The following is a 25,153-nucleotide window of genomic DNA, read 5'->3' as shown; positions in this document are numbered from 1 at the left end:
TACCTAGAGATCGAGGGTTGATTCTTACGAAACGCGGGTAAAACCTCCGCCGAGCGCTCTGTTCCGCCCCTCATCGCTCTGTGGAGGTTCACCGTGAAGTCCGCCCTTTTCACGGGTGCCGCCGTCACTCTTGGCCTGCTCCTGGCCTCGATCGGCTCCGCCCAAGCACGTCCGACCGATCCCACCATCACCGCAGCACAGCAGCCCACCGCACAGGCACGTCAGCACGGCATCAGCCGGGCAGGCGAGGCGTACATGGGCTGGCTGCAGAACACGACGACCAGTTCCGCACCAGCGGTCATGGCGCCCGCCGCGACAGTCGAAGGTATCGACGTTTCCAGCCACCAGGGCAACGTCAACTGGTCGTACTGGTGGAGCCAAGGCAAGCGGTTCGCCTACGTGAAGGCGACCGAAAGCACGTCGTACAAGAACCCGTACTTCGCCCAGCAGTACAACGGTTCCTACAACATCGGCATGGTCCGCGGCGCCTACCACTTCGCCACCCCGAACACGTCCAGCGGCGCCACCCAGGCCAGCTACTTCGCCAGCAACGGCGGCGGCTGGTCCCGGGACGGCAAGACCCTGCCGGGTGCGCTCGACATCGAGTACAACCCGTACGGCGCCACCTGCTACGGACTGAGCCAGTCCGCGATGGTCAGCTGGATCCGGGACTTCCTCACCACCTACAAGGCCCGCACCACTCGCGACGCGGTGATCTACACCAACCTCGACTGGTGGACCCGCTGCACCGGCAACACCACCGCCTTCAACGCGACCAACCCGCTCTGGGTCGCCCGCTACGCCTCGACCGTGGGCACCCTGCCGGGCGGCTGGCCGTTCTACACCTTCTGGCAGTACAGCTCGAGCCCGATCGACCAGAACCGGTTCAACGGCGACCAGACCCGGCTGGTCGCCCTCGCCAACGGCTGACGCCAGGCTGGGACGCCAGGCCCTCGCACAACGGCGTGGGAGGGCCTGGCTTGCCTTGCGTTATTGGGTTGCGAGGTCTCTTAGGCTCGTGCTGTGACCTACTCGCTGCCGATCGAGACCGAACGCCTGATCCTTCGCCGCTACCTCGAGACCGACTACGACGACCTGCTGAAGCTGCAGTCCAACGACGATGTGACGCGGTTCCTGCTGTACGACTCAAAAACCCCGGAGGAAGTCCGCGGAACGCTGGCCGGCCGGCTGGCCGACGTACCGATGGATACCGACGGCCAAGCGTTGACGCTGGCCGTGATTCTGCGCGAGACCGGGCAGCATGTCGGCGAGGTGTCGCTGTTCGTGCAGAACGCCGCGCATCGGGGTGGCGAGATCGGCTTCGTGTTCCACCCGGACTTCCACGGGCGCGGGTACGCCGCGGAGGCCTCGGTGGAGATCCTGCGGCTCGGGTTCGAGGAGCTCGGGATGCACCGGATCATCGGCCGCCTGGACGCGCGCAATACCGCCTCGGCGAACCTGCTGAAGCGGCTCGGCATGCGGCAGGAGGCGCACTTCGTCCGGAACGAGTTCCTCAAGAACGAATGGACCGACGAACTGGTCTTCGCGATGCTCGCCGACGAGTGGAACGAACGCTCGTAACAATTTGACCGGACAAGACCCGTACTGCGGCACGCGTTCACCGCGACAGCGGCGAAGCCCAGGGCTACGGTCAGTTCATGACCACCGCCCACAGCCTCACCGCACTGATCGCCAGTGTGGTCGTGCTGACTTCCGGCACCTTGCCCAGCGAGGCCGCCAAGCTGCCGCAGTTGCGCGACATCGCGTACACCACGTGGACGTCGACCGATGACTTCCTCGCCGGTGCCCACTCCGGCACCACCGTCGCCGACGGCGCCCTCACCTTCGGTACGTCGAGCGGCACCACGTCGTACGTCGACCCGTTCGGTGACGGCACCGCCAAGAGTTACGACCGGACCAGCTGGACGTCGCCGGTCGTCACCCCCGGCTTCGGCCTGACCGAGCTGATCGCGTCCTGGAACGCGACCACACCACCCGGGACCTGGGTCGAAGTGTCGATGTCCGGCCGGACCGATCTCGGCACCTCCACCAAGTGGTACGTGCTCGGCCGGTGGTCGAGCGGCGACGACACCGCGGCCGGCGACATCCACCGCACGTCGGTCCCGTCCCAGGGCGACACGAACGGATCGGTTGCCGTCGACACCTTCGTCGCGGCCGGCGACCGTTCACTCGACCGGTGGCAGCTCAAGGTGACGCTCTACCGGCTCACGGGTACGACGCAGGCCCCGGTGGTCCGGTCCGTCGGTGCGATGGCGTCCCGGCTGCCGGACGCGAAGAAGGTTGCCGCGAGCCCACTTGGCGGTGCGGAGGGCATCGTCCTCGACGTACCGACGTACTCGCAGGAGACGCACATCGGGCACTACCCGCAGTGGGACGGCGGCGGTGAGGCCTGGTGCTCGGCCACGTCGACCGCGATGGTGCTCGACTACTACGGCGCCGGGCCGTCCGACGAGGAGACGGCCTGGGTCGATCCGGACGACGCCGATCCGCAGGTGGATCACGCGGCCCGCTCGGTCTTCGACTACGCGTACGACGGCGCCGGCAACTGGCCGTTCAACACGGCGTACGCCGGAACGCGGTCCGTGGACGGATTCGTGACGCGGCTGCGGTCGCTGACCGAGGCGGAGCAGTTCATCAAGGCGGGCATCCCGTTGATCGCCTCGCTGTCGTTCAAGAAGGGCGACCTGCCTGGAGCGGGATACGGGACCAACGGGCACCTGATGGTGATCGTCGGGTTCGATGCCAACGGCAACGTGGTGGTGAATGATCCGGCCTCGCACCTGATCCCGAGCAACGACGAGGTGCGGACGACGTACGACCGGGCCGCGTTCGAGAATGCGTGGGTGCCGCACTCGGGTGGACTGGTGTACGTGATCCATCCGGCCGGGATGCCGTTGCCGCCGGTCGGCTCGCAAGCCAACTGGTAAAGCGACAGCGCCCGCCACACCGGGGCGGTGTGGCGGGCGCTGTTCTGTACAGCTCAGCGGGCGAAGAGTGCGCCCGTCAGGTTGGTGGTGAGGTTGCGGAGCGAGTCCGGCAGGTACTGCAGGTGCCAGCCGCGCGGGCCGCGGTACCACGGGAAACCCTCGTCCTCGTCGACGTCCTGGTCGGTCGCGACCAGCGCGTCGATCCAGCGCTCCGAGCCGCCGAGCACGACGGCGTACGGAAGGGCGCGGGAGCAGAGCTCAGCGTGCTGGTCGGTCGGCAGCTCGCTGACGTCCATTTCGAGCAGCTCACCCCGGATCGCGGCGACCTGGCCGAGCACCCGGCCCGCGGCCGGAGCCTTGGCCGGCATGTGACGGCCGACCACGATCAGGCCGACGCCGATGGCAGTGACCGCGAGCCCGAGCAGGCCCCAGGTCGACAGCAGCGCGAGTACGACGGTCAGCACGACGCCCAGCACGGTGACGCCGATACCGATCGTCGCCCACAGCGAACGGGTCCGGTCCGGCCGCTCGGTGAACCAGCCGCGCTTCACCACACCGTCGTACAGAGCGTCCTGGACCTGGCCGAGGTTCGCGCGGACCTGGCGGCCGAGCTCGGAGACCAGCACCGAGTCGGAGTCGCCGAAGATCGCGCGGATCAGCACGTTCTCGTACCGCTGCAGTTCCTCGGCCGGCGCGTTCGCGACCCGGCGCAGTTCCCAGTCCGGCCGCGCGTACTCGGAGTCGTGCTCCTGCTCGATGATCGTGATGTGCCCGCGGACGGCCAGGTCGATGATCGTCGCGGTGACGTCGACCGGGTCGATCCGCTCGTCGATCAGGGTGCCGACCTCGCCGGGCCGCAGGTCCGACGGCGGGGTGAAGTCGATCCGGGTGTCGGTGCCGAGGCTGAACAGCGACGCCGGCACGACGCGCCGCGGGTCGACCCGATCGCGGCCGCGGAGCCGGTAGAGCACCAGCAGCGCGATCGCGCCGAGCAGCAGCAGGCCGAGCGCGGTGAGCAGCTGCGCGGTGTCGGTGGAGAAGGCGCGCTTCAACGTCTTGCGGTACTCGACGATCGAGTTCGCGGCGATCTCACCCTCGGGGAAGCCGACCGTCATCCGGACCGTGTTGCCCGGCGGCAGGCCCTGCTGCTGGAACGTCGGCCCGGCCGTCTCGCCGATCTGCGCCAGCGTGCACGGGGTGTTGCTGTCGATCGCGCCGGCGAAGCAGGAGACGTGGGTGACCTCCGGCGTACTGAAGACGATGTTGGCCTGCTGGATGGTCAGGTTGATCCCGGTCAGCGGGGCGAACCGCACCTCGGTGCCGTTCAGCGTCTCGGCGACCGCGCCCTTGACCGTGTAGCTGAAGTCCAGCTCGGTGCTGCCGCTGACGTCCGCGACCGCGATCGAGGTGACGTCACCGTTGGTGCTCACCTCGGTCTGCTTGTCCTGGCCGCCGGCCGTGACCTTCAGGTCCTGGATCTCCTGCACGTGGTCGATGTCGTCGGGCAGGTGGTCGCGAGTGACCACGAACCGGGTGAACGTCCCGGTCACGTTGCTGAGCTTCCAGGTTTCGGCGACCTTCAGCAGGCCGTCGCGTTCGACCCGGATCTGACTGTCGAAGTTGGTCACGACCGGGTCGGCCGAACCGTGGGAACCGGTCGCACCGGCAGGGACGCCGGTCAAGGCCGATAGACCGAGGGCACACAGGGTTAGCCCAAGCAGACGTAGACGCATCGCCCAATCACACCGTATAGAGAGGGTCAGTTGACTCGGGCACCTTATCGTGGGCATCGCCGCGGCCAAGGTGATCCCTGGCTCCGCTAGCTTCTGACGGGTGTCAGGCAACCAGTGGGGCCCGCCGCCCGGGCCGCATCAGCAGCCTCCCTATGGTGCACAGCAGCCGCCTCATGGTGGGCCGCAACCGTCTTACGGTGCGCCGCCATGGCAGCCGGGTCCGCAGTACGTCGGTCCGCCGCCGGCAGCGCCGTACCAGGGGATGCCTCCGCAAGGGCCGCCGTACGGAGGACAGCCGCAGTTCGGCTGGGGCGCTCCGCCTGGTGGACCGCAGCCGCCGCGGAAGAAGGGCGGCGGGGGCAAGGCAGTGCTGGTGGTGCTCGGCGTCGTCGTGCTCGGTGCGGTCGCCCTCTTCGGTGTCTCGAACGCTTTGAGCGACAACGACAACTCGTACACCCGTCCGTCGTACTCGTCCTCCAGCTACACCCCGACGTACGGACCTTCCAACACACCGTCGATCAAGCCGAACGGCCCGGTGAAGACCACGACGCGGCCGACCGCGACCAGACCGACCGCGCCGCGGACGACCTCCACACCGAAGCCGAAGCCGGGGCCGAGCGACAGCGACCTGGTCCTGCGCAACAAGCTCTACACGGCCGGGGCGATGAAGTCAGTGGGCTGCAAGGAGTCCCGCTCCCGCCCGACCAACGTGGCCGGTGCGCGAGCGAACTACGCCAACCTGCTCGCCTGCCTGAACAGGTCCTGGCCGGCCCTGGTGGCCAAGTCGGGCACGAACTTCCGTCCACCGAACGTGCGGATCTTCAGCGGCAGGGTCAGCACACCGTGCGGGAGCAGGAGCGACTCCGGGCCGCCGTTCTACTGCGGCAGCAACCAGACCATCTACATGAACCTCACCGAGGACATCGGCAACTACAACCGCTACACCCAGGCGCACCAGAAGGTGTGGGCCCGGATGTGGTTGCTCCACCAGTTCGCGCACGAGTACGGCCACCACGTGCAGAGCCGGACCGGGATCCTGGCGGCCAACCACCGGATCCGGTACGAGGCGCCGACCCGGGCCAAGGAACTGGAACACAGCCGCCGGCTCGAACTGCAGGCGTCGTGCTTCGCCGACATTTTCATCGGGGCGAACAGACGCACCTACCCGATCAGTGGCGAGTCGATGCGGCAGTGGAGGTGGCTGATCGGGCACGTGACCGACTACGCCAACGACCACGGCGACGCAGGGAACCACCAGTACTGGGCGACCCGGGGCTTCAACACCCGCAACCCGAACTCCTGCAACACCTTCGCGGCGTCCTCAGCCAGGGTGCAGTAGACCTCGGTACGGCGACGCTCGCGGGCGTCCGGCGTACGCCGGGAACTGGTGCGGCAGCTCACACCGTCATAGTGGTCTCGATCACGATGCGCCGGGTTGCAGACGGAGACTGGCCGGGCTGGCTAGCCTGGGGCGTCCGGATCACGCAGAGTATGTCCGGGGGGCGAGCGGTCTGTCCCGGGGGGCGAACGACCTGGCGCGGCGTCGGCACCCCGAACAGGGCCGGACGCACCACGTGACGGCTACAGCCAGCAAGGTCGTGAGGAGTATCGATGTCGGACAACTGGAACCCACCCCCGGGGCGGCGCGAGCCGGCTGACGGCGACCAGCCGGCCGGTCCGCCGGAGCAGCCTGCCGGGGAGGGCCAGTCGCCCAGGTGGTGGAGCGAGAAGACGGACGCCAAGCGCGAGTTCCAGGACCCGAACGAGGACCAGGGTGAGCGGCCGGCGAACAGGTGGTTCGGCGAAGGCTGGACCAACCGGCGCCCGGAGGACCCCGACCAGGGCCCCTCCTGGCAGACCCAGCCGGAACAGTCCCGCCCTCCACGGCCCGGCGATGCGCAGCCCGGCAGTGTGCAGTCCGGCCCTCCGGCCGGCGGTGCGCAATCCGGCGGTGCGCCGTCTCGTCCCAGCCAGTCCGGCCCGAGCCAGTCCGGCGGTGCGCCGACCGGTGGTGGGCAGGGTGGCCGTGGTCCGGGGAGTTCTTGGCAGTCGGCGCCGTCGTACGGGAGCACGCCGCAGCCGCCGCAGAGCGGACCTGCGCGTGGAGCCGGGCCTCAGCAGGGTCCTGGGCCGAACGCTGGGGCAGGCCGCGCTCCTCAGACGGGTGCTCCGCAACCCGGGAGGCCACAGACAGGTCCGCAGAGCGCCGGCCCGCGGCCAGGCCCCCAGACCGGTGGACCACAAGCAGGTCCTCAGGCCGGTTCACCGACTGGTCCTCAGGCTGGTCAGGCTGGTGGTGGGAGCGGGGCGTACTCGGAAGGGTCTTACTTGTGGGCCCCACAGTCCGCGCCACCCCCGCAGCAGCAGTCGCCGTGGAGCAACGCACTGCCGCCGAACATGCAACAGCAGAATGGCCCGAGGCACGCGGCGCAGCGCGGCCAGGTCGGCCCGATGGGACAGCCGGTCCAGCAGCCGCCGACCTGGCAGTACCCGCCGATCCCGATCCCGCAGCCCCCAGGCCCCGGCCGCCGGCGTCCGCAGAAGACCCGCACCCGCGGCCTGCTGATCGGTCTCGTCGTGCTCGCCGTACTGGTTGTCGGCTCCGGCGTCACGCTGCTGGTCCGCAACACCGGTGACGACACCCCGCAGACGACGAACAGCCCCTCGGTCGCACCGTCGGAGACCACGTCGGAGTCACCATCCCCATCCGGGAGCCCGTCGTCCCCGACACCGTCCAGCCCCGCCGCGCCGGCCACCGACGAGATCCTCACCGCGAACAAGCTGTACTCCGTCGGCCCGATCGCGGCCTCGAAGTGCCCCGAACCGCCGTTCGCGCCGATCAACTTCGCCGCCACGCAGAACTACTACAACCGCCTGCTGCCGTGCCTGGACCGCACCTGGTCACTCGCGATGAAGAAGGCCGGACTGGGCTTCCGGGCGCCGAAGGCCGTCGTGTACGCCGGCAAGCTGTCGTCACCGTGTGGCATGCAGCGCAGCGTGCGGGCGTCGTACTGCGGTGCGAACGCGACCATCTACCTCCCGTTCGCGGTGGACAACCGGTACTACCGGTCGAACCCGGCCTACGCCCGCGCGGTCATGCTGAACACCTTCGCGCACGAGTACGGGCACCACGTCCAGAACCTGAGCGGCATCCTGATGGCCTCGGCGACCCGGCAGCAGTCGATGACGCCGAACCAGAAACTGCTGGAGAGCCGTCGCCGTGAGCTGCAGGCGACCTGTCTCGGCGCGGCCTACCTGGGCGCGAACGCGGCGTTCATCCCGATGCGCAATCCGTTGCTGGCGAACTGGCGGTTCCTGATCGCCCACACCGGCGACGACTACGCCCGGCCGCGCGTGCACGACCACGGCAACCGGGTGAGCAACTACCAGTGGTCCATCGCCGGGTACAACAGCAAGCAGCCCAACTCCTGCAACACCTTCATCGCCGACGAGGCCCGCGTGGCCTAGGTGTACTGACGCAACAGCCCGGGTCCCCGAATCGGGGGCCCGGGCTGTTGTCGTTGTGGGCTCAGAAGAGGCGGCGAGCCGTGGTGAGGGAGCCGCCGAACGACGTCACGAAGTTGCTGAGCGATTCGCCGATGTCGGACAGGTGCCAGTTCTCCGGTCCGGAGTACCAGCCGATGCCGGCATCCGGGTCGTCGTCGTCATCGGTGGCGGCGATCTCCAGCGCCCACTTCTCGGTCAGCCCGAGCACAGCGGCGTACGGGAGGCATCGCGACGCGAACTCGAGCCGGTGGCTGTGCGGCAGGTCTGCAGACGTCTCGTCGAGCAGGTACCGCTGCAGGCCGGCCACGCGTCCCAGCACGGCGGCACCACGCGCAGTGCGAGCCGGAGCGACCTGACCGACGAGTGCGAGCACCAGTCCGGCCAGCATGACCGCGAAGCCCACCAGGGCGTACTTGCTCACGATCGCGAGCACGATCGTCAGTACGACGCCCGCACCCAGTAGCACCACGCCCGCAGTGGTCCAGCGGTTCCGGACCGCGTCTGGACGGTTGGCAAACCACCCCTGCGTCACGACGTCGGCGTACAGCTGCTCCCGCACCAGGTTGAGCCGCGGCCGCAACGACGGGCCGAGGGTGGAGACGACCACCGAGTCGCCGTCCGCGAACACCGCGTCCAGCAGGGCCTTCTCGTACGGCAGCAGCTCGGGACCGCCCGGGTTCAGCCGGTGCAGCTCCCAGTCCAGCTTGCCGAACTGGCTCTGTCGCGGCAGCTCCACGATGGTGAGGTAGTTGCGTACAGCGAGGTCCAGCAGCGTGGCGGTGATGTCGACAACATCGGCGGTCTCGTCCACCACCGTGCCGACCTGCCCCGGCCGGATCCCGTCCGGCGCGGCGAACTGCGGCCCGTCCGAACTGTCCAGCACCGGCCGCTCCGGCGCACCGCCACCTACCTTGGCCGCGTCCCGTCCGCGGAAGAACCACAGTGCCGCGGCGCCCAGCAACCCGAGGCCGAGCACGAGCGCGGCGAGTCCGAGCGTGCTGGAGTCGACGGTGAACGCCCGGCCGAGGGACCAGCGCGTGGTGAACTCGGCGTTCGGCTGGACCGTCGCCTGGTCGCTCAGCCCGGTCAGGAAGGTCAGCCGGCCACCCGCCGGTACGCCGTTCTGATCGATCTGCAAAGCGGCCGACTCGGCCAGCTGCGACGACGTACACGGCATGCTCGAGCCGACCCGGCCGGCGATACAGGTCACCCAGGTCGCGAACGGGACGTCGACGGTCACGGTGGCCTTCGGCACCGACGTACTGAAGCCCTGCACGATCGGCCAGCTCACCTCGCGGCCCTCGGTGGACTCGGCCACCACGTTGTCCACGGTGTAGCTGTAGACGATCTTCGACTGGCCGGACACGTTCACGGTGAGGCGGCGGCCGTCGTCGATGCTCTCGTTCTGGAACCCCTGTGCCGGCTGGCCGTTCACGGTCGCCGATACGTCGCGGACGTCGTACGTTCGGTCCCGCTCGGAGTCGGCCCGGACCTTCGTGGCCAGCGTCCGGCTGAACGTCGTACCACCCGCGGTCAGGTCCACCGTCTCCTTGACCTGCAGCGCGCCGTCCTTGGTCAGCGTCGCCTCGGCGGCGTAGGCCGTGATCTGGTCGTCGGTGGCGCGTTCCGCGGCAGCCTGGGCCGGCAACGTGCCCAGGGCAACGAACGGGACGGTCAGGGAGATCAGCAGGGCAGCCGAACGGAGGCGGCGCTTCAGTGACATGGGTCGAGAGTAGTCTCGTGCCGGTTCGTCCAGCGAACCCGACCGAACCGAGGAGGCACGACCTGTGAGCAGCCCGTACGGCGGCCGTCCCCAAGACCAGCGCCTGGTCCCTGGTCCGCCGCCTGGCGTCCTGCCGCCACCACAGGCCGCGCCCTGGCCACCACAGGGGCCTGGTCAGTTCCAGGCCGATCCGCGGTTCCAGCCCGGCCCTCAGTTCCAGCCTGACGGTCAGTTCCAGCCTGGTCCGCAGTTTCAGCCTGGGCCCGGTCAGTACTCAGGGCAGTGGGCTCAGCCGTACTACGGCGGCCCGGGTCAGTTCAACGGCTTCCAGCCACCGAAGCGCCGGGGTGGATCGCTCCGGCTCATTGTGTTCGGCTTCGCGATGCTCGTCATCGTCGGCGGGGCGCTGGCAGCGATCAGCGTGATCCTGACCGGCGGCGACACCGACCCCACCGCCCAGCCGGGGGTGACGGGCCCGTCGATCGTGCCGACGGCGACCACCAACCCGCAGGAGGGCTCGGCCGAGGACTACCTGCTCAATGCCGACATCTACCGCTCCGGTGGGCTGCCGGAGCAGAACTGCAAGGCCGCGAACCTCGGCAACGGCAGCCTCGCGGCGCAGAAGGTGTACTACGAGAAGCTGTTCACCTGCCTGAACGACGCCTGGCGGCCGATCTTCAAGGACCTCGGCCAGGACAAGCCCGACCCGGGCCTGGTCGTGTTCGACAAGCCTGTCACTACGCCGTGCGGCCAGTTCGCTCCGCTGTCCGGGCGGGTGCTGGCGTTCTACTGCTACGGCAATCAGGTCATGTACACCGACGTACAGCAGATGAACAAGGCGTTCGGACCGCAGCAGGACCTCGCGTACCTGATGACGATCGCGCACGAGTACGGCCATCACGTGCAGGGTGTCACCGGGCTGTTCTACGCGCGAGCGGCGTACCTGCAGGAGCATCCGGACAGGAAACTCGACTTCTCACGCCGCAACGAGCTCCAGGCCTCCTGCTTCGCCGGCGTCTTCAGCAAGGCCGTCGCCGGCACCTACCCGCTGACCGACCGCATGTCAGAGTTCCGGGAACAGTCCAGCAACAGCTTCGGCGAATCTCCCAGCACCCCACCGGAGGAACGAACCCACGGCCTGGCCACCAGCCAAGGCTTCTGGATCCAGAACGGCTTCAACATCGGCGAAAACAAAGCCTGCAACACCTACGCCGCCCGCTCCGACCTGGTCCAGTAACCCGAGGGAACGCACGTCGGCTGAAGTACTTCCGTCCCACGCGGCGGATCACTGAGTTGTCTCGGGGGTTGTTCGGAGTTCTGGTGGTGTTAACCGGGCGGCGTATCATCCGGGCGTGACGTTGCGACGCGGGGAGTGGGCGGCGCCCGCGCGGACGTTGGTGGAGGTGTTGCGGGAGACCGCGGCCAAGTATGCGGACGAGCCGGCGTTGGACGACGGCAGCGTGAGTCTGAGTTATCGGGAGTTGCTCGAGCAGACGACGAAGTTCGCGGCGCGGCTGACCGAGGGTGGGATCGGGCCGGGCGATCGGGTCGGGGTGCGGATCTCGTCCGGGCACAACGACTTGTACGTCGCGATCCTCGGCACGTTGCAGGCCGGGGCGGCGTACGTGCCGGTGGATGCGGACGATCCGGAGGAGCGGGCCGAGCTGGTGTTCGGCGAGGCCTCGGTGGCCGCCGTCGTCACCGACGACCTCGAGCTCACCACGACGCGTCCGCACCTGGGCCCGCTGCCGGACAACGACAACGCCGACGGCTACTACGATTACCCGTACTCCGCCCGCATGGACACCAGTACGGCGCCGCCCCGAGCCGACGGTCCGGAGCCGGGCGACGACGCGTGGATCATCTTCACTTCGGGCTCGACCGGCGTACCCAAGGGTGTCGCCGTCACGCACCGATCGGCGGCCGCCTTCGTGGATGCGGAGGCCCGGATGTTCCTGCAGCAGGAGCCGATCGGGCCCGACGACCGCGTCCTCGCCGGTCTCTCGGTGGCGTTCGACGCATCGTGTGAGGAAATGTGGCTGGCGTGGCGCCACGGCGCCTGTCTCGTCCCGGCGCCGAGATCACTTGTCCGCAGCGGTATGGATCTCGGCCCCTGGCTGGTGGCGCAGGGCATCACGATCGTGTCGACTGTTCCGACGCTGGCGGCGTTGTGGCCGTCGGACGCGCTGGACCAGGTCCGGCTGCTGATCTTCGGCGGCGAGGCCTGTCCGCCCGAGCTCGCGGAACGGCTCGCGACGGACGGCCGCGAGGTCTGGAACACCTACGGACCCACCGAGGCGACCGTGGTGGCCTGCGGCGCCCGGCTGACCGGTGAAGGACCGGTCCGGATCGGCCTCCCGCTGGACGGCTGGGACCTCGCCGTAGTCGATGCTGAAGGCAACGAAGTCGGCGAGGGCCAGATCGGTGAGCTGATCATCGGCGGCGTCGGGCTGGCCCGCTATCTGGACCCGGCCAAGGACGCGGAGAAGTTCGCCCCGATGCCTGCCCTGGGCTGGGAACGCGCGTACCGCAGCGGCGATCTGGTCCGCTACGAGCCCGAGGGCCTCATCTTCCAGGGGCGAGCCGACGAGCAGATCAAGCTCGGCGGTCGCCGGATCGAGCTCGGCGAGGTCGACGCCGCCCTGCAGGCGTTGCCCACTGTGACCGGAGCGGCCGCCGCGGTCCGCGTCAGCGCCGCGGGCAATCAGTTGCTCGTCGGGTACGTCGTACCAGAAGACGCAGCGCAGTTCGACCAGCAAGCGGCAACCGAGCGCCTCAGAGAGGCCCTGCCCGCGGCCCTCGTACCGCTGCTGGCGATCGTCGACACGTTGCCCACCAGGACCTCGGGCAAGGTGGACCGCGACGCGCTCCCCTGGCCACTCGAAGGGATGGACACCGACGGACCCGCCGCCGAGCTCGACGGTACGGCGGGATGGCTGGCCGAGCGTTGGACGAAGGTGCTCGGAGCGAAGGTCACCGGCCTGGACAACGACTTCTTCCTGCACGGCGGCGGGAGCCTGGCCGCCGCCCAACTCGTGTCGGCCCTGCGCGAGCGCTATCCCGACGTCACGGTCGCGGACATCTACGAGTACCCGAGACTCGGCGCACTCGCCGATCGACTCGACGAGGCCGGCACGACAGTCACAGAGCCACAAGAGATCCGCGAGATCAGGCCCACTCCCAAGGCCACCCAACTACTGCAGACCGCGCTGACGCTCATCCTGCAGACGGTCGTCGGGGCCAGGTGGCTCGTCTATCTGTTCACGCTGAACAACCTGCTCGCGGAGTTCGCCGGCCCGCTCCCCTGGGTTCGCACCGTCTCGTGGTGGTGGATCCTGGCCGGCTGGCTGATCCTGATCAGCCCGGCCGGGCGGATGGGCATCGCCGTCGTCGGAGCGCGCCTCCTGCTCCACAACCTCCAACCCGGCACCTATCCCCGCGGCGGCAACGTCCACGTCCGCCTGTGGGCGGCCGAGAACCTCGCGGACGCCGCCGGCGCGGCCAACCTCGCCGGCGCACCCTGGATCGCCTACTACGCAAGGGCTCTCGGCGCGAAGGTCGGCCGCGGCGTCGACCTGCACACGCTTCCGCCGGTGACCGGCATGCTCACGATGGGCCGTGGCGCGTCGATCGAACCCGAGGTCGACCTGGCCGGCTACTGGATCGACGGAGACCAGCTGCACGTCGGTCCGGTGAGCGTCGGCGCCGAGGCGGTCGTCGGCTCGCGCAGCACACTGCTGCCCGGTGCGGAGATCGGCCGGAACGCAGAGATCGCCGCCGGCTCGGCGGTGTCCGGCAAGGTGCCCGCGAACGAGCGCTGGTCCGGCTCCCCCGCGACCCGCATCGGCCGCGCCAGGCACCCGTGGCCGGATCACCGTCCGGCCCGGGCGCCGTGGTGGGTTCTCGCGTACGGCGCTCAGTCCGCACTGATGTCCTTGATCCCCGTGGCCGCGGCCGCGGCGGCGATCGTCGTACTGGGCAACGCGCTGCAAGGCACAACAACGCTTCAAGCTGCGGCTCTCGAAGCGCTCATAGCCGTGCCGCTGATGACGCTGGTCGGCTTTGCGACGTTGGCCCTGCTGACGCTGGTCGGCGTACGGCTGCTCGGCATCGGGATCAAGCCGGGCCATTACCCGGTGCGCAGCCGGATCGGCTGGCAGGTGTGGGCGACCGAGCGACTGCTGGACTCGGCCCGCACGCTGCTCTTCCCGCTCTACGCGAGCCTGCTGACACCGTGGTGGTTGCGAGCCCTCGGTGCGAAGATCGGCCGGGATGTCGAAGCGTCGACGGTGCTGTTGCTGCCGAAAATGACGACGGTCGGCGAGGGTGCGTTCCTGGCCGACGACACGATGATCGCGTCGTACGAGCTGGGCGGCGGCTGGCTGCACGTGGCCGGCGCGAAGGTCGGCAAGCGCGCGTTCCTGGGCAACTCCGGGATGACCGCACCCGGCCGGTCGGTGCCGAAGAACGGCCTGGTGGCGGTCCTGTCGGCAGCGCCGAAGAAGTCCAAGGCCGGTACGTCGTGGCTCGGTTCGCCACCGGTGAAGCTTCGGCGGCAGGCGGTCGAGGGCGATCAGAGCCGGACGTTCCACCCGCCGCTCAAGCTGAAGGTGGCCCGGGCACTGGTCGAGCTGTGCCGGTTCGTGCCGATGATGTGCACGGTGGCCATCGCGCTCGGCGTGCTGTTCGCGTTGCAGGCACTCGACGTGTGGCTCGGGCCGTGGCTCACGGTGTTGCTGTCCGGTGCGGTGATCCTGGCTGCCGGCGCGGTTGCGGGCGGGATGGCGACGGTGGCCAAGTGGGTGATCGTGGGCAGGACCCGCGCGGTCGAGTACCCGTTGTGGAGCTCGTTCGTCTGGCGCAACGAGGTGGTGGACAGTTTCGTCGAGCTGGTCGCCGCGCCCTGGTTCGCCAACGCCGCCGCCGGTACGCCGGTCCTCGCGCTCTGGCTGCGGACCCTCGGGGCGAAGATCGGCAAGGGCGTCTGGTGCGAGACGTACTGGTTGCCCGAGGCCGATCTGGTCACCCTCGGCGACGGCGCCACGGTGAATCGCGGGTGCGTGTTGCAAACTCACCTGTTCCACGATCGAGTTCTGTCCATGAGCACAGTCACCTTCGGGCCGGGGGCGACCCTCGGGCCGCACGGCATCGTCCTGCCGGCCGCCGAGGTAGGAGCAGGGGCTACCATCGGCCCGGTGTCTCTCGTGATGCGTGGTGAAGGTGTACCAGCCGGGACGCGCTGGGCCGGGAACCCGATCGCTCCCTGGCAGAGCTGATGGTTGCCCCCGGCAAAGGGCAGCAGAGCAACGGGCAGCCCGGTGCGTCGACCGCCGGCGACCCCTATGTGCCCACCCACGGCAACGGCGGCTACCACGTCGAGTCCTACGAGCTGGAGCTGGACTACCGGGTCAGCAGCAACCGGCTGACCGGCAAGGCGACCATCACCGCGGTGGCCACGCAGGCCCTGTCCCGGATCAGCCTCGACCTGTCCGGCCTGCGCGTGTCGAAGGTCTCGGTGAATGGCCGGCGTCCGCAGCGCTACACCCAGCGCTCCGGCAAGCTGCACATCTCGGCGAACATCACCGACGGCGCCGAGTTCGTCGTCGACATCCAGTACGGCGGCAACCCCAAGCCTGAGGACAGTCCGTGGGGCGAACTGGGCTGGGAGGAGTTGACCGAGGGTGTGATCGTCGCCAGCCAGCCGAGTGGCGCGGCGACATGGTTCCCGTGCAACGACCGGCCTGGCGACAAGGCGCACTACCGGATCACGGTCACCACTGATTCGCCGTACCAGGTGGTCGCGAACGGGCGGCTGGTGTCCCGGCGGGTGAAGGCCAGCCGGACCACCTGGGTCTACGACCAGGCCGCGCCGATGGCGACATATTTGGCGACAGTCCAGATCGGTCGGTACGACGCGGTCGAGCTGGCCTCGTCACCGGTGACGACGCGGGCACTGGTACCGGCTTCGCTGGTCCGCGACGCCAAGGTGGATCTCGGCCGGCAGCAGGACATGATGAAGCTGTTCTGCCGGCTGTTCGGGCCGTATCCCTTCGGTGCGTACACGGTCGTGGTGACGGACGACCCGCTGGAGATTCCGCTGGAGGCGCAGGGGATCTCGGTGTTCGGCAGCAACCATCTGGACGGCCGGCGCGGATCCGAGCGGCTGGTGGCCCACGAGTTGGCGCATCAGTGGTTCGGCAACAGCCTGACCCCGGCGAACTGGCAGCACATCTGGCTGAACGAAGGATTCGCCTGCTATGCCGAGTGGCTGTGGTCCGAGGCGTCGGGCGGCCTGACGGCGACGCAGCAGGTGTCGAAGGCGCACACGCGCCTGAAGAGCTTGCCGCAGGATCTGCTGCTGTCGGATCCGGGGCCGGAGCTGATGTTCGACGACCGGCTCTACAAGCGCGGCGCGATCACCTTGCACGTACTGCGTCAGCACCTCGGCGACGACGCGTTCTTCGAGCTACTGCGAACCTGGACCAAGACGTACCGCCACGGCTCGGTGACAACAGCCGAGTTCATCGCACTGGCGGTGAGCTTCAGCTCGGATGAGAACGCCGTACGCGCCCTCTTCGCGCTGTGGCTGGACTCGACGGAGCTGCCGGCGCTCAAGAGCGGGCGACCTCGGCAGCGACCTTGACGAAGCGTTCGGTCAGCGGGGTCCGGGTGGCCCAGGCGGCGCCGATCCACCAGGAGGCGGCCCGCCCGGGAAGTGGCACAAGGCGCAGCTCCGGCGGCGCGATGCGATCGGCAGACTGCGGTACGACGGCCGGGCCGGCACCGGCGGCCACCAACGCCAGCACAGTCTGGAGGTCGGCAGAGTCCTGAAGGACTCCCGGATGGCAACCGAGCTCGGCGCACAGGCCCTGGATCTGCGCGGTGAGGCCGGGACCACGGGACGGGGTGAGACGGACGAGCGGGCGACCGTCGAGCCAGCCGCCGATGTCTCGCGGAAGGGCCAGCCCGTCCGGTACGGCGAGGGCCAGCCGGTCCCGCCGTAGCCGTAGGTGTTCGAGACCGGCCGGGACGGGCAGGCGGACGAACCCGATCTGCAAGCTGCCCGCGAGCAGGCGCTCGCACTGGACTGCCGACGACATGTCGTCGAGTGACACCGAGACACCTGGCCAACGACTGCGGAACAGCGCGACAGCCCGTGGTGCCAGCTCGATCCCGGACAGCCCGAATCCGATCGCAAGAGACCCTTCGCTCCCCGCCGCGACCTGCGCCGCCCGCCGATCGAAGGCCTCGGACCGCTCGAGCAACTCCACGGCGTCCGGCAGCAGGAGCTCCCCGGCCGGTGTCAGGCGAGCACCGTGCCGGCCTCGGCTGAACAGCACCGTGCCGACCCTTCGCTCGAGCACCTGGATCTGCTTGGTCAGCGCCGGCTGGCTGGTCGACAACTCTTCCGCCGCGGCCCCGAAGTTGCGCAGCCGAGCGACGGTGACGAACGCCCGGAGCAATCGCAGATCCATAACCCCACGATATGGAATCTGATCAAACAGCTATTGGACGTCATAGAACGTTCGGCGTTTCGATGGACGTATGAATCTCTTCCGCAGCGCGGTCGTCCAGTTCGAGGCGGTCCCGGACCAGCCGTCGGCGAATCTCGCCACCGTCGAGCGACTTGCCCGGCAGGCGGTCGCGGACGGCGCCCGGCTGGTCGTGTTCCCGGAGCTGTGCCTGCTCGGCTACTGGCACCTCCGCCGGCACACCGCCGAGCGGCTGCACGAGCTGGCCTCGCCCGTGGACGGCCCGCTCGTCGGCCAGGTCCTTGCCCTGGCCAAGGACCTCGACGCCGGGATCGCTGTCGGGTTCCTCGAGGATGCCGATGGCAGGCTCTTCAACTCGTACGCCGTCTGCCTGCCGACCGGCGAGATCCACGTGCACTGCAAGCTGCACGCGTTCGAGCACGAGGCGATCGCGAGCGGATCGTCGTACACGGTGTTCGACACGCCGTGGGGGTTCCGGGCCGGGGTACTGATCTGCTGGGACAACAACCTGGTCGAGAACGTCCAGATCACCGCGTTGCTCGGGGCAACCGTCCTGCTGGCGCCACACCAGACCGGTGGAACGAACTCCCGCAGCCCACACGGAATGAAGCCCATCCCGCTGGATGTCTGGGAGAACGGCGACCGGGAGGCGATCGAGGCCGCCTTCAACGGACCCAACGGCCGCGGCTGGCTGATGCGCTGGCTGCCGGCCCGGGCGCACGACAACGGCCTGTTCGTCCTGTTCAGCAACGGTGTCGGACGGGACGACGACGAGGTCCGCACCGGCAACGCAATGATCCTGGACCCCTACGGCCGAATCGTTGCCGAGACCCCGGTACCGGCCGAGTCCGTGGTGGTCGCCGACCTCGACCTGGAACTGGTGCCACTGGCAACCGGCCGCCGCTGGCTCCGGGGCCGACGTCCCGAGTTGTACGGCGTACTCACGGAACGGACCGGCGACGAGCTCGACCCGCGAGCCGCGCGGTTCTCGACGGATCCCGTCAGCCTGTCGAGGCCGGGTCCTCAGTAGATGAGCGCGGTCGCGATCGCGGCGATGCCTTCGCCGCGGCCGGTCAGGCCGAGTCCGTCGGTCGTGGTGGCACTCACCGAGACCTCCGCATCGCAGACGGCGCTCAAGGCCTTTTCGGCCTCCTCGCGGCGACCCGCGAACCGGGGCCGGTTGCAGATGATCTGTACCGACACGTTCCCGATCTCGAAACCGGCGGCCCGCACCCGACGCGCGGCCTCGGCCAGCAGGGCTGCCCCGGACGCACCCGCCCACTCCGGCTCCGACGTACCGAAGTTGGACCCCAGGTCTCCCAATCGTGCCGCGCTGAGCAGGGCGTCGCAGACGGCGTGGGCCGCGACGTCACCGTCCGAGTGGCCCGATGGTCCCGACGTCTCCTCCGGCCACAACAGGCCGGCCAGCCACATCGGGCGGCCCTCCTCCAGCGGATGTACGTCGATGCCGGTGCCGACCCGGGGAACCTTCACGGCAGTCTCCTGTCCGCCAGCAACGCCTCAGCCAGCAGCAGGTCCCGCGGCCGCGTCACCTTGAACGCTTCCTCGGAACCCTCGACCGTCACCACGGTCACACCGAGCCGCTCACACAGCATCGCGTCATCCGTCGCACCGGCAGCACCGGCCGCATGCGCACGACGCAGGACGGCGGGGTGGAACCCCTGTGGAGTCTGTACGGCGACCAGCCTCGACCGGTCGGGCGTGTCGACGACCTCACCGGTCGCGGAGACCAGCTTGATCGTGTCCGTCACGGGCACCGCCGGCACAACGGCCGCAGCACCGCCACGAACCGCCGCGACGACCCGTTCGACGACGTCGGCCGGGACGAACGCGCGGGCCGCGTCGTGGACGAGGATGCAGTCGATCCCGTCGACCGGGACCAGCTCCAGGCCGGCCCGGACCGAGTCGGCCCGCTCGGCGCCGCCCGGGACAACGAGCAGCCGGGTGCCCCCGGCGTACGGCTCGAGCTCCGTACGGACCGCGTCCTCGGTGCCGGCCGGGACTACCACCACACAACAGCTGAGGTCGGCGGCGGTCGCTGCCAGCAGTCCACGAACGGCGTGGACCAGCAGCGATTCGCCACCGACCTCTCGAAACGCTTTCGGGGTCTCACCACCGAGCCGGAGTCCGAGACCGGCCGCCGGGATGATGGCCGCGGTGCTCATCGGGAGCGGTCCGCGCAGGACGGCAGGATCACGTGTTCCGACTCGGGTCTGATCGGGTGGATCAGGAAGCGAGAACCTCGTCGAGGATGGCTTCCGCCTTGTCCTCGTTGGTGTGCTCGGCCAGGGCCAGCTCGGAGACCAGAATCTGGCGAGCCTTCGCCAGCATCCGCTTCTCACCGGCGGACAGACCGCGGTCACGTTCACGGCGCCACAGGTCGCGGACGACCTCTGCCACCTTCATCACGTCTCCGGAGTGCAACTTCTCGAGGTTCGCCTTGTACCGACGCGACCAGTTGGTCGGCTCCTCCGTGTGCGGTGCGCGCAGCACGTCGAAGACGCGCTCCAGGCCAGCCTGATCCACGACGTCACGCACGCCGACGAGATCGAGGTTGCACGCGGGGACCCGGACGACCAGGTCGTTCTGAGCGACGATCCTCAAGACCAGATAGGTCTTGTCCTCACCTTTGATCTGACGGGTCTCGATGTCCTCGATGACGGCCGCACCGTGATTGGGGTAAACAACCGTCTCGCCGACTGTGAAAGTCATATGTCACGTGCCCCTTTCCAAGCTCCATCCTACCACGTGGCAGATGGTCCGGCCGGGGACGTTTGCGCTGGTCAGAGGCCATTTCCTGCCTTGACAAACGCTCGAGGCCGTGCCTCGTGCGCGCGTGAAAGGTTGCCCGGGACACCGTTGGGACAGCCCGTGATCGCCATCCCGCCGTCGAGCCCGACGGGCACGAGAGCTACGCTGTGACGCGCCGGAGGCCGCTGCCTGACGGCGTCGAACAGCTTGCAGGAGAGGGATTCCAGTGCCGATCACGATGTCCTCGCGGTCCGTCCGGCGCACCGCGCTGGCGGGTGCCGCCGCCGCTTTGAGTATCGCGCTGACGGCCTGCGGCGCGAGCTTCAACGCCCAGACGCTGCAGCCGTACCAGGCCGCCGAAGGCACCAACGCCGACTCCGGCTCGATCGCGGTCCGCAACGTTCTGGTGCTCGCCTCCGAGGACGGCAAGGGCGAGTTGCACGCGCTCATCGTCAACAACGGCGGGTCCGACGACGAACTGGTCGGCATCGCGCAGGCCCCGGCCGGGACCCCGGACGGCCAGGCCGGGGGTGACCAGCCGAGCGAGGTCACCTTCGGTAACGTCAAGCCGCTGGACTTGAAGGCCGGTACGTCGACGCTGATTCCGCCGGCCCCGGTCGCGGAGGGTGAGAACGGCGAGGCGAGCGGTGAGCCGATCACCGTCACCGGCGGCAAGCCGGGCCAGATGATCAACGTGACGATCACGTTCGGTCAGGCCGCACCGATCACCACCTACGTCCCGGTGCTGGCCGAGGACCACTACTCCCCGTCCCCGCGCCCCGACGAGGGTGGCGGGCACGGCTGAGACAGCCGAACGGGCCGCCCCGGCGCGGGACGGCCCGTTCGTCGTACCGGCGGGACCTGTGGCCGAGGTCCCGGCGGACGGTCAGCCCGCGGCCTGGGCGGCCTTGGACAGGCCGGGGACGATCTTGTCCAGCACCCACGGAACGCTCAGCACGCTGACCGCGCTCATCCCGGAGATGACCTGCTGGTCCTCCATCACGTAGGCGCTGCCGCGCTTGACCGCGGCCAGTGACGAGTAGACCGGGTCGGCCTGGAACTTCTGTGCGCCCAGCCCGTCGACGTAGGCGACCACCACGTCGGCGTCCACGTCGGGCACCTTCTCCTTGCTGACGGTGAGCGCGAACTCCTTCTTGGTGTTGCCGGCCTGCAGCTTCTCCACGCCGGGCGCGTTCACGAACCCCATCTCGTTCAGCATCTGCACCCGCGGGTCGGTCGGCATGTAGACGTAGTTCTCCGCGCCGAACGAGCCGACCGTGATCGTCTTGCCCTTGAACTCCGGGTGCTCGCTCGCGACCTGCTTGATCTTGTCGTCGATACCGGCGATCAGCTTCTCGGCCTCGGCCTTCTTGCCCAGCGCCTCACCGATCAGCAGGGTCTGGTCCTGCCAGGTGGTCTGCCAGGGGGCACCCGGGTAGGCGACGGTCGGCGCGATGTCCGACAGCGTCTTGTACGTCGCCGCGTCGAACCCCTCGTACGGCGCCAGGATGACGTCCGGCTTCAGCGCCGCGATCTTCTCGAACGGGAACTTGTCGGCGGTGTCCAGCAACTCGGTCTTCGAGGCGTCGAACTTGTCCGCGTCCCACGCGGTCACCCCGGCCGCGGTCGGGCCGTAGGTCACCTTCGGCATCCCGACCGGCGTCTCGCCGAGGGCGTAGACCACGTCCTGGGCGTTCCAGCCGAGCGTCACGATGCGTTCCGGCTTCTTGGTGATGGTGGTCTCGCCGAACGTGTTCTTCAACGTGACCGGGAACCCGGCGGCCGCCGTACCGGCAGAACTGCCGGCCTGGGGGTCGGCATCGCTCCCGCAGGCGGTCAGCGTGGTCGTCGCGACCAGCGCGGTGGCGATCGCGGTGACGGCCCGAGTACGGGACCAGGACATGGTGGCTCTCCTTAGACAGACTGCCTCAACTAAGGAGAGCCTAAGCTAACCCGACAAGCCATCGCGACCTGTGAGCATGTGACTCAGGACTCGAACTTGTAGCCCAGACCACGCACCGTGACGAGGTGCTGCGGATTCGAGGGATCCTTCTCCAGCTTCGAGCGCAGCCGCTTCACGTGCACGTCCAGGGTCTTGGTGTCACCCACGTAGTCGGCGCCCCAGATCCGGTCGATCAGCTGCCCGCGGGTGAGCACCCGGCCGGTGTTGCGCAGCAGCATCTCGAGCAGCTCGAACTCCTTGAGCGGGAGCCGGATCTCGGTCCCGGACACCGTCACCACGTGCCGCTCCACGTCCATCCGGACCGGCCCCGCCTCCAGCGTGTCCGGCAACAGCTCCACGTCCTGACCACGCCGCAGTACGGCGCGGATCCGGGCGAGCAACTCGCGTGGGCTGTACGGCTTGGTCACGTAGTCGTCGGCGCCCAGCTCGAGGCCGACCACCTTGTCCACCTCGGTGTCCTTGGCGCTGACGATGATCACCGGGACGTTGCCCCGGCTGCGCAGTGCCCGGCACACCTCCGTGCCGGACAGACCCGGCAGCATCAGGTCGAGCAGGACGATGTCCGCACCGGCCCGGTCGTACTCGTCCAGCGCGTCCGGTCCGGTCTCCGCGACGGCGACCTCGAACCCTTCCTTGCGCAGCACGTACGACAACGCGTCGCTGTAGCTCTCTTCGTCTTCGACGACCAGCACTCGGGTCACGAAGCTGTCTCCTTTGTGATCTAGCGGCCTGCATTGCAGGATGCTTCAGTAGCGGCGGTGTCCGGGTGGGTGCATCGCAAGGCGGAGGAGGTGCCTCGATGTGGGGTTCATCGTGGCTCCTCCTCCAACGCAGCGAGGTGCCCGCCTGGGCGCCGCCGATGCGAAGGATCCTGCGATGCAGGCTGCTTACCTGACGGGGTAGGCGCCAGGGGAACGGCCGGCTCTGCCTGGCTGGGGGAACCGGTCTGGCCCGGCGCGGGTTCGAGCCGCAGCGGGAGTCTCACGGTGAAGGTGGAGCCCTGGCCCTCGACGCTCCAGACCCGCACGTCACCGCCGTGGATGGAGGCGATGTGCTTGACGATCGAGAGGCCGAGCCCGGTCCCACCGGTCTCACGGCTGCGGGCCCGGTCGACCCGGTAGAACCGCTCGAAGATGCGTTCCAGGTCGCTGCTCGGGATGCCGACGCCCTGGTCGCTGACGGTCACCTCGACCAGGTCGCCGATCGGGTGCGCGGCGACCGCCACCCGGGTGCCGTCGGGGCTGTAGTTGACCGCGTTCTCGACCAGGTTGCCGATCGCGATGGCCAACTGGTCCGCGCTGCCCATCACCTCCAGGTCCGGTTCGGTCTTCACCACGATCTTGATGTCGCGGTCCTCGGCGTCCACCCGGCAGCGGTCCACCGCGGTGTCGATGACGCCGTTGATGTCGACCGGCCCGGGGTTCTCCAGCGGGTCGTCGCCCTGCAGCCGGGACAGCTCGATGATCTCCTTCACCAGCCGGCTCAGCCGGGACGCCTCGATCCGCATCCGGCCGGAGAACCGCTGCACCGCCTCGGGGTCGTCGGACGCCTCCGAGACGGCGTCGGCGAGCAGGATCAGCGCACCGATCGGGGTCTTCAGCTCGTGGCTGACGTTGACGGTGAAGTCCCGCCGGATCGCCTCCAGCCGGCGCTCCCGGGTCCGGTCCTCGACCAGCACCAGCACCAGCTGGCTGCCCAGCGGGGCGACCCGGGCACTCACGTACTGCGTGGCACCGAGCCGGCCGCGGATGATCTCCAGGTCCTGCTGGCGGATCTCGCCGTCCCGGCGGACCGCCCGGACCATCGTCAGCAGGTCCTCGACCACCAGCCGCTCACCCCGCACGATCCCGAGCACGTGGGCCGGGGCACTGGCCTGGAGCACCTGGTCCTCCGGGCCCATCACCACCGCGGACGACCGCAGCACCGACAAGACGGTGGCGACGCCGGAGGGGACGGCCGGCTCCGGGGACTCCGGAATCTTGCGCTGGGCCCGCTCGCTGAGCATCATCGCCCCGAGCGAAAGCAGGGCCAGGGCCGCGCCGATGACGCCGCCCAGCACCGCAGCCAGCGTGGGGTCCACGGCAACGATGCTACGCGGGCAACCAGCAGGGAAAGACCGAACGAGCACCTCATGACCGAGGGACGACCTAACTGTTCATCAGGCGTTCACCACTCGTCGCCATCCGGCAACCTCGACGGCATACGGTCACCGTTGACGGGTACAGGCGGTGCCTGCCCGCGCCGCCGCACCGTGGCACCGAACACCACAGATCGGAAACGAACACAATGCGTGACAGCTACCACGAGCAGCTCGACGACATCCTCGCCGAGCTGGAGCGGATGACCCGGACGGTGTCCACCGCCGTACGACGCTCCACCGCGGCGCTGCTGGAGGCCGACATCCGCAAGGCGGAGGAAGTCATCGCGGCCGACATCCAGCTGGACGCGGCCGGCGAAGGGATCGAGGACAAGGTCTTCGAGCTGATGGCCCGGCAGTCCCCGGTCGCGAACGAGCTGCGGATGCTGGTCGCCGCGCTGCGGATGGTGGCCGACCTGGAGCGGATGGGCGACCTGGCCGCGCACGTGTCCAAGATCGCCCGGATGCGCTACCCGTCACCGGCCATCCCGGACGAGCTGCACAGCGTCATCGAGGAGATGGGCTCGGTGGCCGGCAAGATGGTCGACGCCGCCGGCAACGTGATCCGGACCCGCGACGTCGAGGCGGCCGCGAAGCTCGAGGCCACCGACGACCTGATGGACAAGCTGCGCAGCAACCAGTTCCGCCTGATGATGGACGACTCGTGGCCGCACGGTGTCGAGGTCGCGGTCGACATCGCCCTGCTCGGCCGGTACTACGAGCGCATCGCCGACCACGCCGTGTCGATGGCCCGCCGGGTCGTCTACCTGGTCACCGGCGAGCTCCCGGTCGCCGTCGGCGGTACGGCGGCAGGCTCCGGCGCCGGCGCCTCCGCCCCCAACCCGAACGGCAACTGAGCTCCAAAAAGTAGCCCTCG

At 69.0% G+C, this 25,153-nt stretch carries 20 protein-coding genes; 11 read left to right on the top strand and 9 right to left on the bottom strand.

Annotated features, from left to right (window positions below; translation table 11 throughout):
* The first annotated feature begins 93 nt into the window (after window positions 1-93).
* From AB0F43_RS11975 to AB0F43_RS11965, 3 genes are all read left to right on the top strand, one after another.
* Window positions 94-930, top strand: coding sequence for a lysozyme (locus AB0F43_RS11975; RefSeq protein ID WP_360474103.1), 837 nt, complete (start codon window positions 94-96; stop codon window positions 928-930).
* 93 nt (window positions 931-1,023) lie between these two features.
* A complete protein-coding gene (locus AB0F43_RS11970; RefSeq protein ID WP_360474101.1) occupies window positions 1,024-1,581 on the top strand; it encodes a GNAT family protein in 558 nt (185 codons plus the stop codon).
* A 77-nt stretch (window positions 1,582-1,658) separates the two neighbouring features.
* On the top strand, window positions 1,659-2,948 hold the full coding sequence (locus AB0F43_RS11965) for a peptidase C39 family protein (RefSeq protein WP_360474099.1): 1,290 nt from the start codon (window positions 1,659-1,661) through the stop codon (window positions 2,946-2,948).
* Window positions 2,949-3,001: 53 nt separating this feature from the next.
* On the opposite strand, the gene AB0F43_RS11960 is transcribed toward AB0F43_RS11965, so the two are convergent.
* Entirely contained in the window at window positions 3,002-4,630 is a 1,629-nt protein-coding gene (locus tag AB0F43_RS11960; protein WP_360474097.1) for a DUF2207 domain-containing protein, read from the bottom strand.
* A gap of 313 nt (window positions 4,631-4,943) precedes the next feature.
* Between AB0F43_RS11960 and AB0F43_RS11955 the strand changes: the two genes are divergently transcribed.
* Window positions 4,944-6,020, top strand: a complete 1,077-nt coding sequence (locus AB0F43_RS11955; protein ID WP_360474095.1) for a neutral zinc metallopeptidase — start codon at window positions 4,944-4,946, stop codon at window positions 6,018-6,020.
* Between the two features lie 1,058 nt (window positions 6,021-7,078).
* Window positions 7,079-8,149, top strand: coding sequence for a neutral zinc metallopeptidase (locus tag AB0F43_RS11950; RefSeq protein WP_360474093.1), 1,071 nt, complete (start codon window positions 7,079-7,081; stop codon window positions 8,147-8,149).
* 61 nt (window positions 8,150-8,210) lie between these two features.
* Here the strand turns inward: AB0F43_RS11950 and AB0F43_RS11945 are convergent, their stop codons facing one another.
* The gene (locus tag AB0F43_RS11945) at window positions 8,211-9,911 is read right to left on the bottom strand and encodes a DUF2207 domain-containing protein (RefSeq protein ID WP_360474091.1); all 1,701 of its coding nucleotides are present in this window, start codon (window positions 9,909-9,911) and stop codon (window positions 8,211-8,213) included.
* 64 nt (window positions 9,912-9,975) lie between these two features.
* Here AB0F43_RS11945 and AB0F43_RS11940 point away from each other — a divergent pair, with 64 nt between their 5' ends.
* From AB0F43_RS11940 to AB0F43_RS11930, 3 genes are all read left to right on the top strand, one after another.
* A complete protein-coding gene (locus AB0F43_RS11940; protein ID WP_360474089.1) occupies window positions 9,976-11,148 on the top strand; it encodes a neutral zinc metallopeptidase in 1,173 nt (390 codons plus the stop codon).
* 115 nt (window positions 11,149-11,263) lie between these two features.
* Complete coding sequence (locus AB0F43_RS11935; protein WP_360474087.1) at window positions 11,264-15,187, top strand: Pls/PosA family non-ribosomal peptide synthetase; 3,924 nt, start codon at window positions 11,264-11,266, stop codon at window positions 15,185-15,187.
* Entirely contained in the window at window positions 15,187-16,554 is a 1,368-nt protein-coding gene (locus tag AB0F43_RS11930; protein WP_360474085.1) for a M1 family metallopeptidase, read from the top strand. The genes AB0F43_RS11935 and AB0F43_RS11930 overlap by 1 nt, the downstream gene beginning before the upstream one ends.
* Here the strand turns inward: AB0F43_RS11930 and AB0F43_RS11925 are convergent.
* Window positions 16,523-17,386: a LysR substrate-binding domain-containing protein gene (locus AB0F43_RS11925; protein ID WP_360474083.1), complete on the bottom strand. Its 864-nt coding sequence runs from the start codon at window positions 17,384-17,386 to the stop codon at window positions 16,523-16,525. The genes AB0F43_RS11930 and AB0F43_RS11925 overlap by 32 nt on opposite strands.
* Window positions 17,387-17,456: 70 nt before the next feature.
* Here AB0F43_RS11925 and AB0F43_RS11920 point away from each other — a divergent pair, with 70 nt between their 5' ends.
* Window positions 17,457-18,434, top strand: a complete 978-nt coding sequence (locus AB0F43_RS11920) for a nitrilase family protein (RefSeq protein WP_360474081.1) — start codon at window positions 17,457-17,459, stop codon at window positions 18,432-18,434.
* Here AB0F43_RS11920 and ispF read toward each other — a convergent pair.
* The 3 genes from ispF to AB0F43_RS11905 form a co-directional block, all read right to left on the bottom strand.
* Window positions 18,428-18,898: a 2-C-methyl-D-erythritol 2,4-cyclodiphosphate synthase gene (ispF, locus tag AB0F43_RS11915; RefSeq protein ID WP_360474079.1), complete on the bottom strand. Its 471-nt coding sequence runs from the start codon at window positions 18,896-18,898 to the stop codon at window positions 18,428-18,430. The genes AB0F43_RS11920 and ispF overlap by 7 nt on opposite strands.
* Entirely contained in the window at window positions 18,895-19,590 is a 696-nt protein-coding gene (ispD, locus tag AB0F43_RS11910; protein ID WP_360474077.1) for a 2-C-methyl-D-erythritol 4-phosphate cytidylyltransferase, read from the bottom strand. The genes ispF and ispD overlap by 4 nt, the downstream gene beginning before the upstream one ends.
* Window positions 19,591-19,651: 61 nt before the next feature.
* Window positions 19,652-20,137: a CarD family transcriptional regulator gene (locus tag AB0F43_RS11905; RefSeq protein WP_012918679.1), complete on the bottom strand. Its 486-nt coding sequence runs from the start codon at window positions 20,135-20,137 to the stop codon at window positions 19,652-19,654.
* 265 nt (window positions 20,138-20,402) lie between these two features.
* On the opposite strand from AB0F43_RS11905, the gene AB0F43_RS11900 reads away from it, so the two are divergent.
* Window positions 20,403-20,981 carry a hypothetical protein gene (locus tag AB0F43_RS11900; RefSeq protein WP_360474075.1) on the top strand — a complete coding sequence of 193 codons (579 nt, stop codon included), beginning with the start codon at window positions 20,403-20,405 and terminating at the stop codon, window positions 20,979-20,981.
* Window positions 20,982-21,062: 81 nt separating this feature from the next.
* Here AB0F43_RS11900 and AB0F43_RS11895 read toward each other — a convergent pair whose 3' ends face one another.
* The 3 genes from AB0F43_RS11895 to AB0F43_RS11885 all read right to left on the bottom strand — a co-directional run bounded on the left by AB0F43_RS11895 (window position 21,063) and on the right by AB0F43_RS11885 (window position 24,219).
* On the bottom strand, window positions 21,063-22,079 hold the full coding sequence (locus AB0F43_RS11895; RefSeq protein ID WP_360474073.1) for an iron-siderophore ABC transporter substrate-binding protein: 1,017 nt from the start codon (window positions 22,077-22,079) through the stop codon (window positions 21,063-21,065).
* Between the two features lie 83 nt (window positions 22,080-22,162).
* On the bottom strand, window positions 22,163-22,840 hold the full coding sequence (locus tag AB0F43_RS11890; protein WP_131353111.1) for a response regulator transcription factor: 678 nt from the start codon (window positions 22,838-22,840) through the stop codon (window positions 22,163-22,165).
* Between the two features lie 107 nt (window positions 22,841-22,947).
* Complete coding sequence (locus tag AB0F43_RS11885; protein WP_360474071.1) at window positions 22,948-24,219, bottom strand: ATP-binding protein; 1,272 nt, start codon at window positions 24,217-24,219, stop codon at window positions 22,948-22,950.
* A gap of 206 nt (window positions 24,220-24,425) precedes the next feature.
* Between AB0F43_RS11885 and phoU the strand changes: the two genes are divergently transcribed.
* Window positions 24,426-25,133 (top strand): phosphate signaling complex protein PhoU, encoded by a 708-nt coding sequence (phoU, locus tag AB0F43_RS11880; protein ID WP_360474069.1) that lies wholly within the window; start codon window positions 24,426-24,428, stop codon window positions 25,131-25,133.
* Window positions 25,134-25,153 lie beyond the last annotated feature (20 nt).

Origin of the sequence: Kribbella sp. NPDC023972, assembly GCF_040639075.1 — a bacterium.
Taxonomy (GTDB): Bacteria; Actinomycetota; Actinomycetes; order Propionibacteriales; family Kribbellaceae; genus Kribbella.
The sequence above is the reverse complement of the archived record's forward strand: the minus strand, read 5'-3'. Positions and strand labels throughout refer to the sequence as shown.

Excerpts from the sequence above, each read along its gene's own strand:
- AB0F43_RS11965 (WP_360474099.1), top strand. The coding sequence starts at position 1,659 with ATGACCACCGCCCACAGCCTCACCGCACTGATCGCCAGTGTGGTCGTG.
- AB0F43_RS11955 (WP_360474095.1), top strand. The coding sequence starts at position 4,944 with ATGCCTCCGCAAGGGCCGCCGTACGGAGGACAGCCGCAGTTCGGCTGG.
- AB0F43_RS11950 (WP_360474093.1), top strand. The coding sequence starts at position 7,079 with ATGCAACAGCAGAATGGCCCGAGGCACGCGGCGCAGCGCGGCCAGGTC.
- AB0F43_RS11945 (WP_360474091.1), bottom strand. The coding sequence starts at position 9,911 with ATGTCACTGAAGCGCCGCCTCCGTTCGGCTGCCCTGCTGATCTCCCTG.
- AB0F43_RS11930 (WP_360474085.1), top strand. The coding sequence starts at position 15,187 with ATGGTTGCCCCCGGCAAAGGGCAGCAGAGCAACGGGCAGCCCGGTGCG.
- AB0F43_RS11925 (WP_360474083.1), bottom strand. The coding sequence starts at position 17,386 with ATGGATCTGCGATTGCTCCGGGCGTTCGTCACCGTCGCTCGGCTGCGC.
- AB0F43_RS11920 (WP_360474081.1), top strand. The coding sequence starts at position 17,457 with ATGAATCTCTTCCGCAGCGCGGTCGTCCAGTTCGAGGCGGTCCCGGAC.
- ispD (WP_360474077.1), bottom strand. The coding sequence starts at position 19,590 with ATGAGCACCGCGGCCATCATCCCGGCGGCCGGTCTCGGACTCCGGCTC.
- AB0F43_RS11905 (WP_012918679.1), bottom strand. The coding sequence starts at position 20,137 with ATGACTTTCACAGTCGGCGAGACGGTTGTTTACCCCAATCACGGTGCG.
- AB0F43_RS11895 (WP_360474073.1), bottom strand. The coding sequence starts at position 22,079 with ATGTCCTGGTCCCGTACTCGGGCCGTCACCGCGATCGCCACCGCGCTG.
- phoU (WP_360474069.1), top strand. The coding sequence starts at position 24,426 with ATGCGTGACAGCTACCACGAGCAGCTCGACGACATCCTCGCCGAGCTG.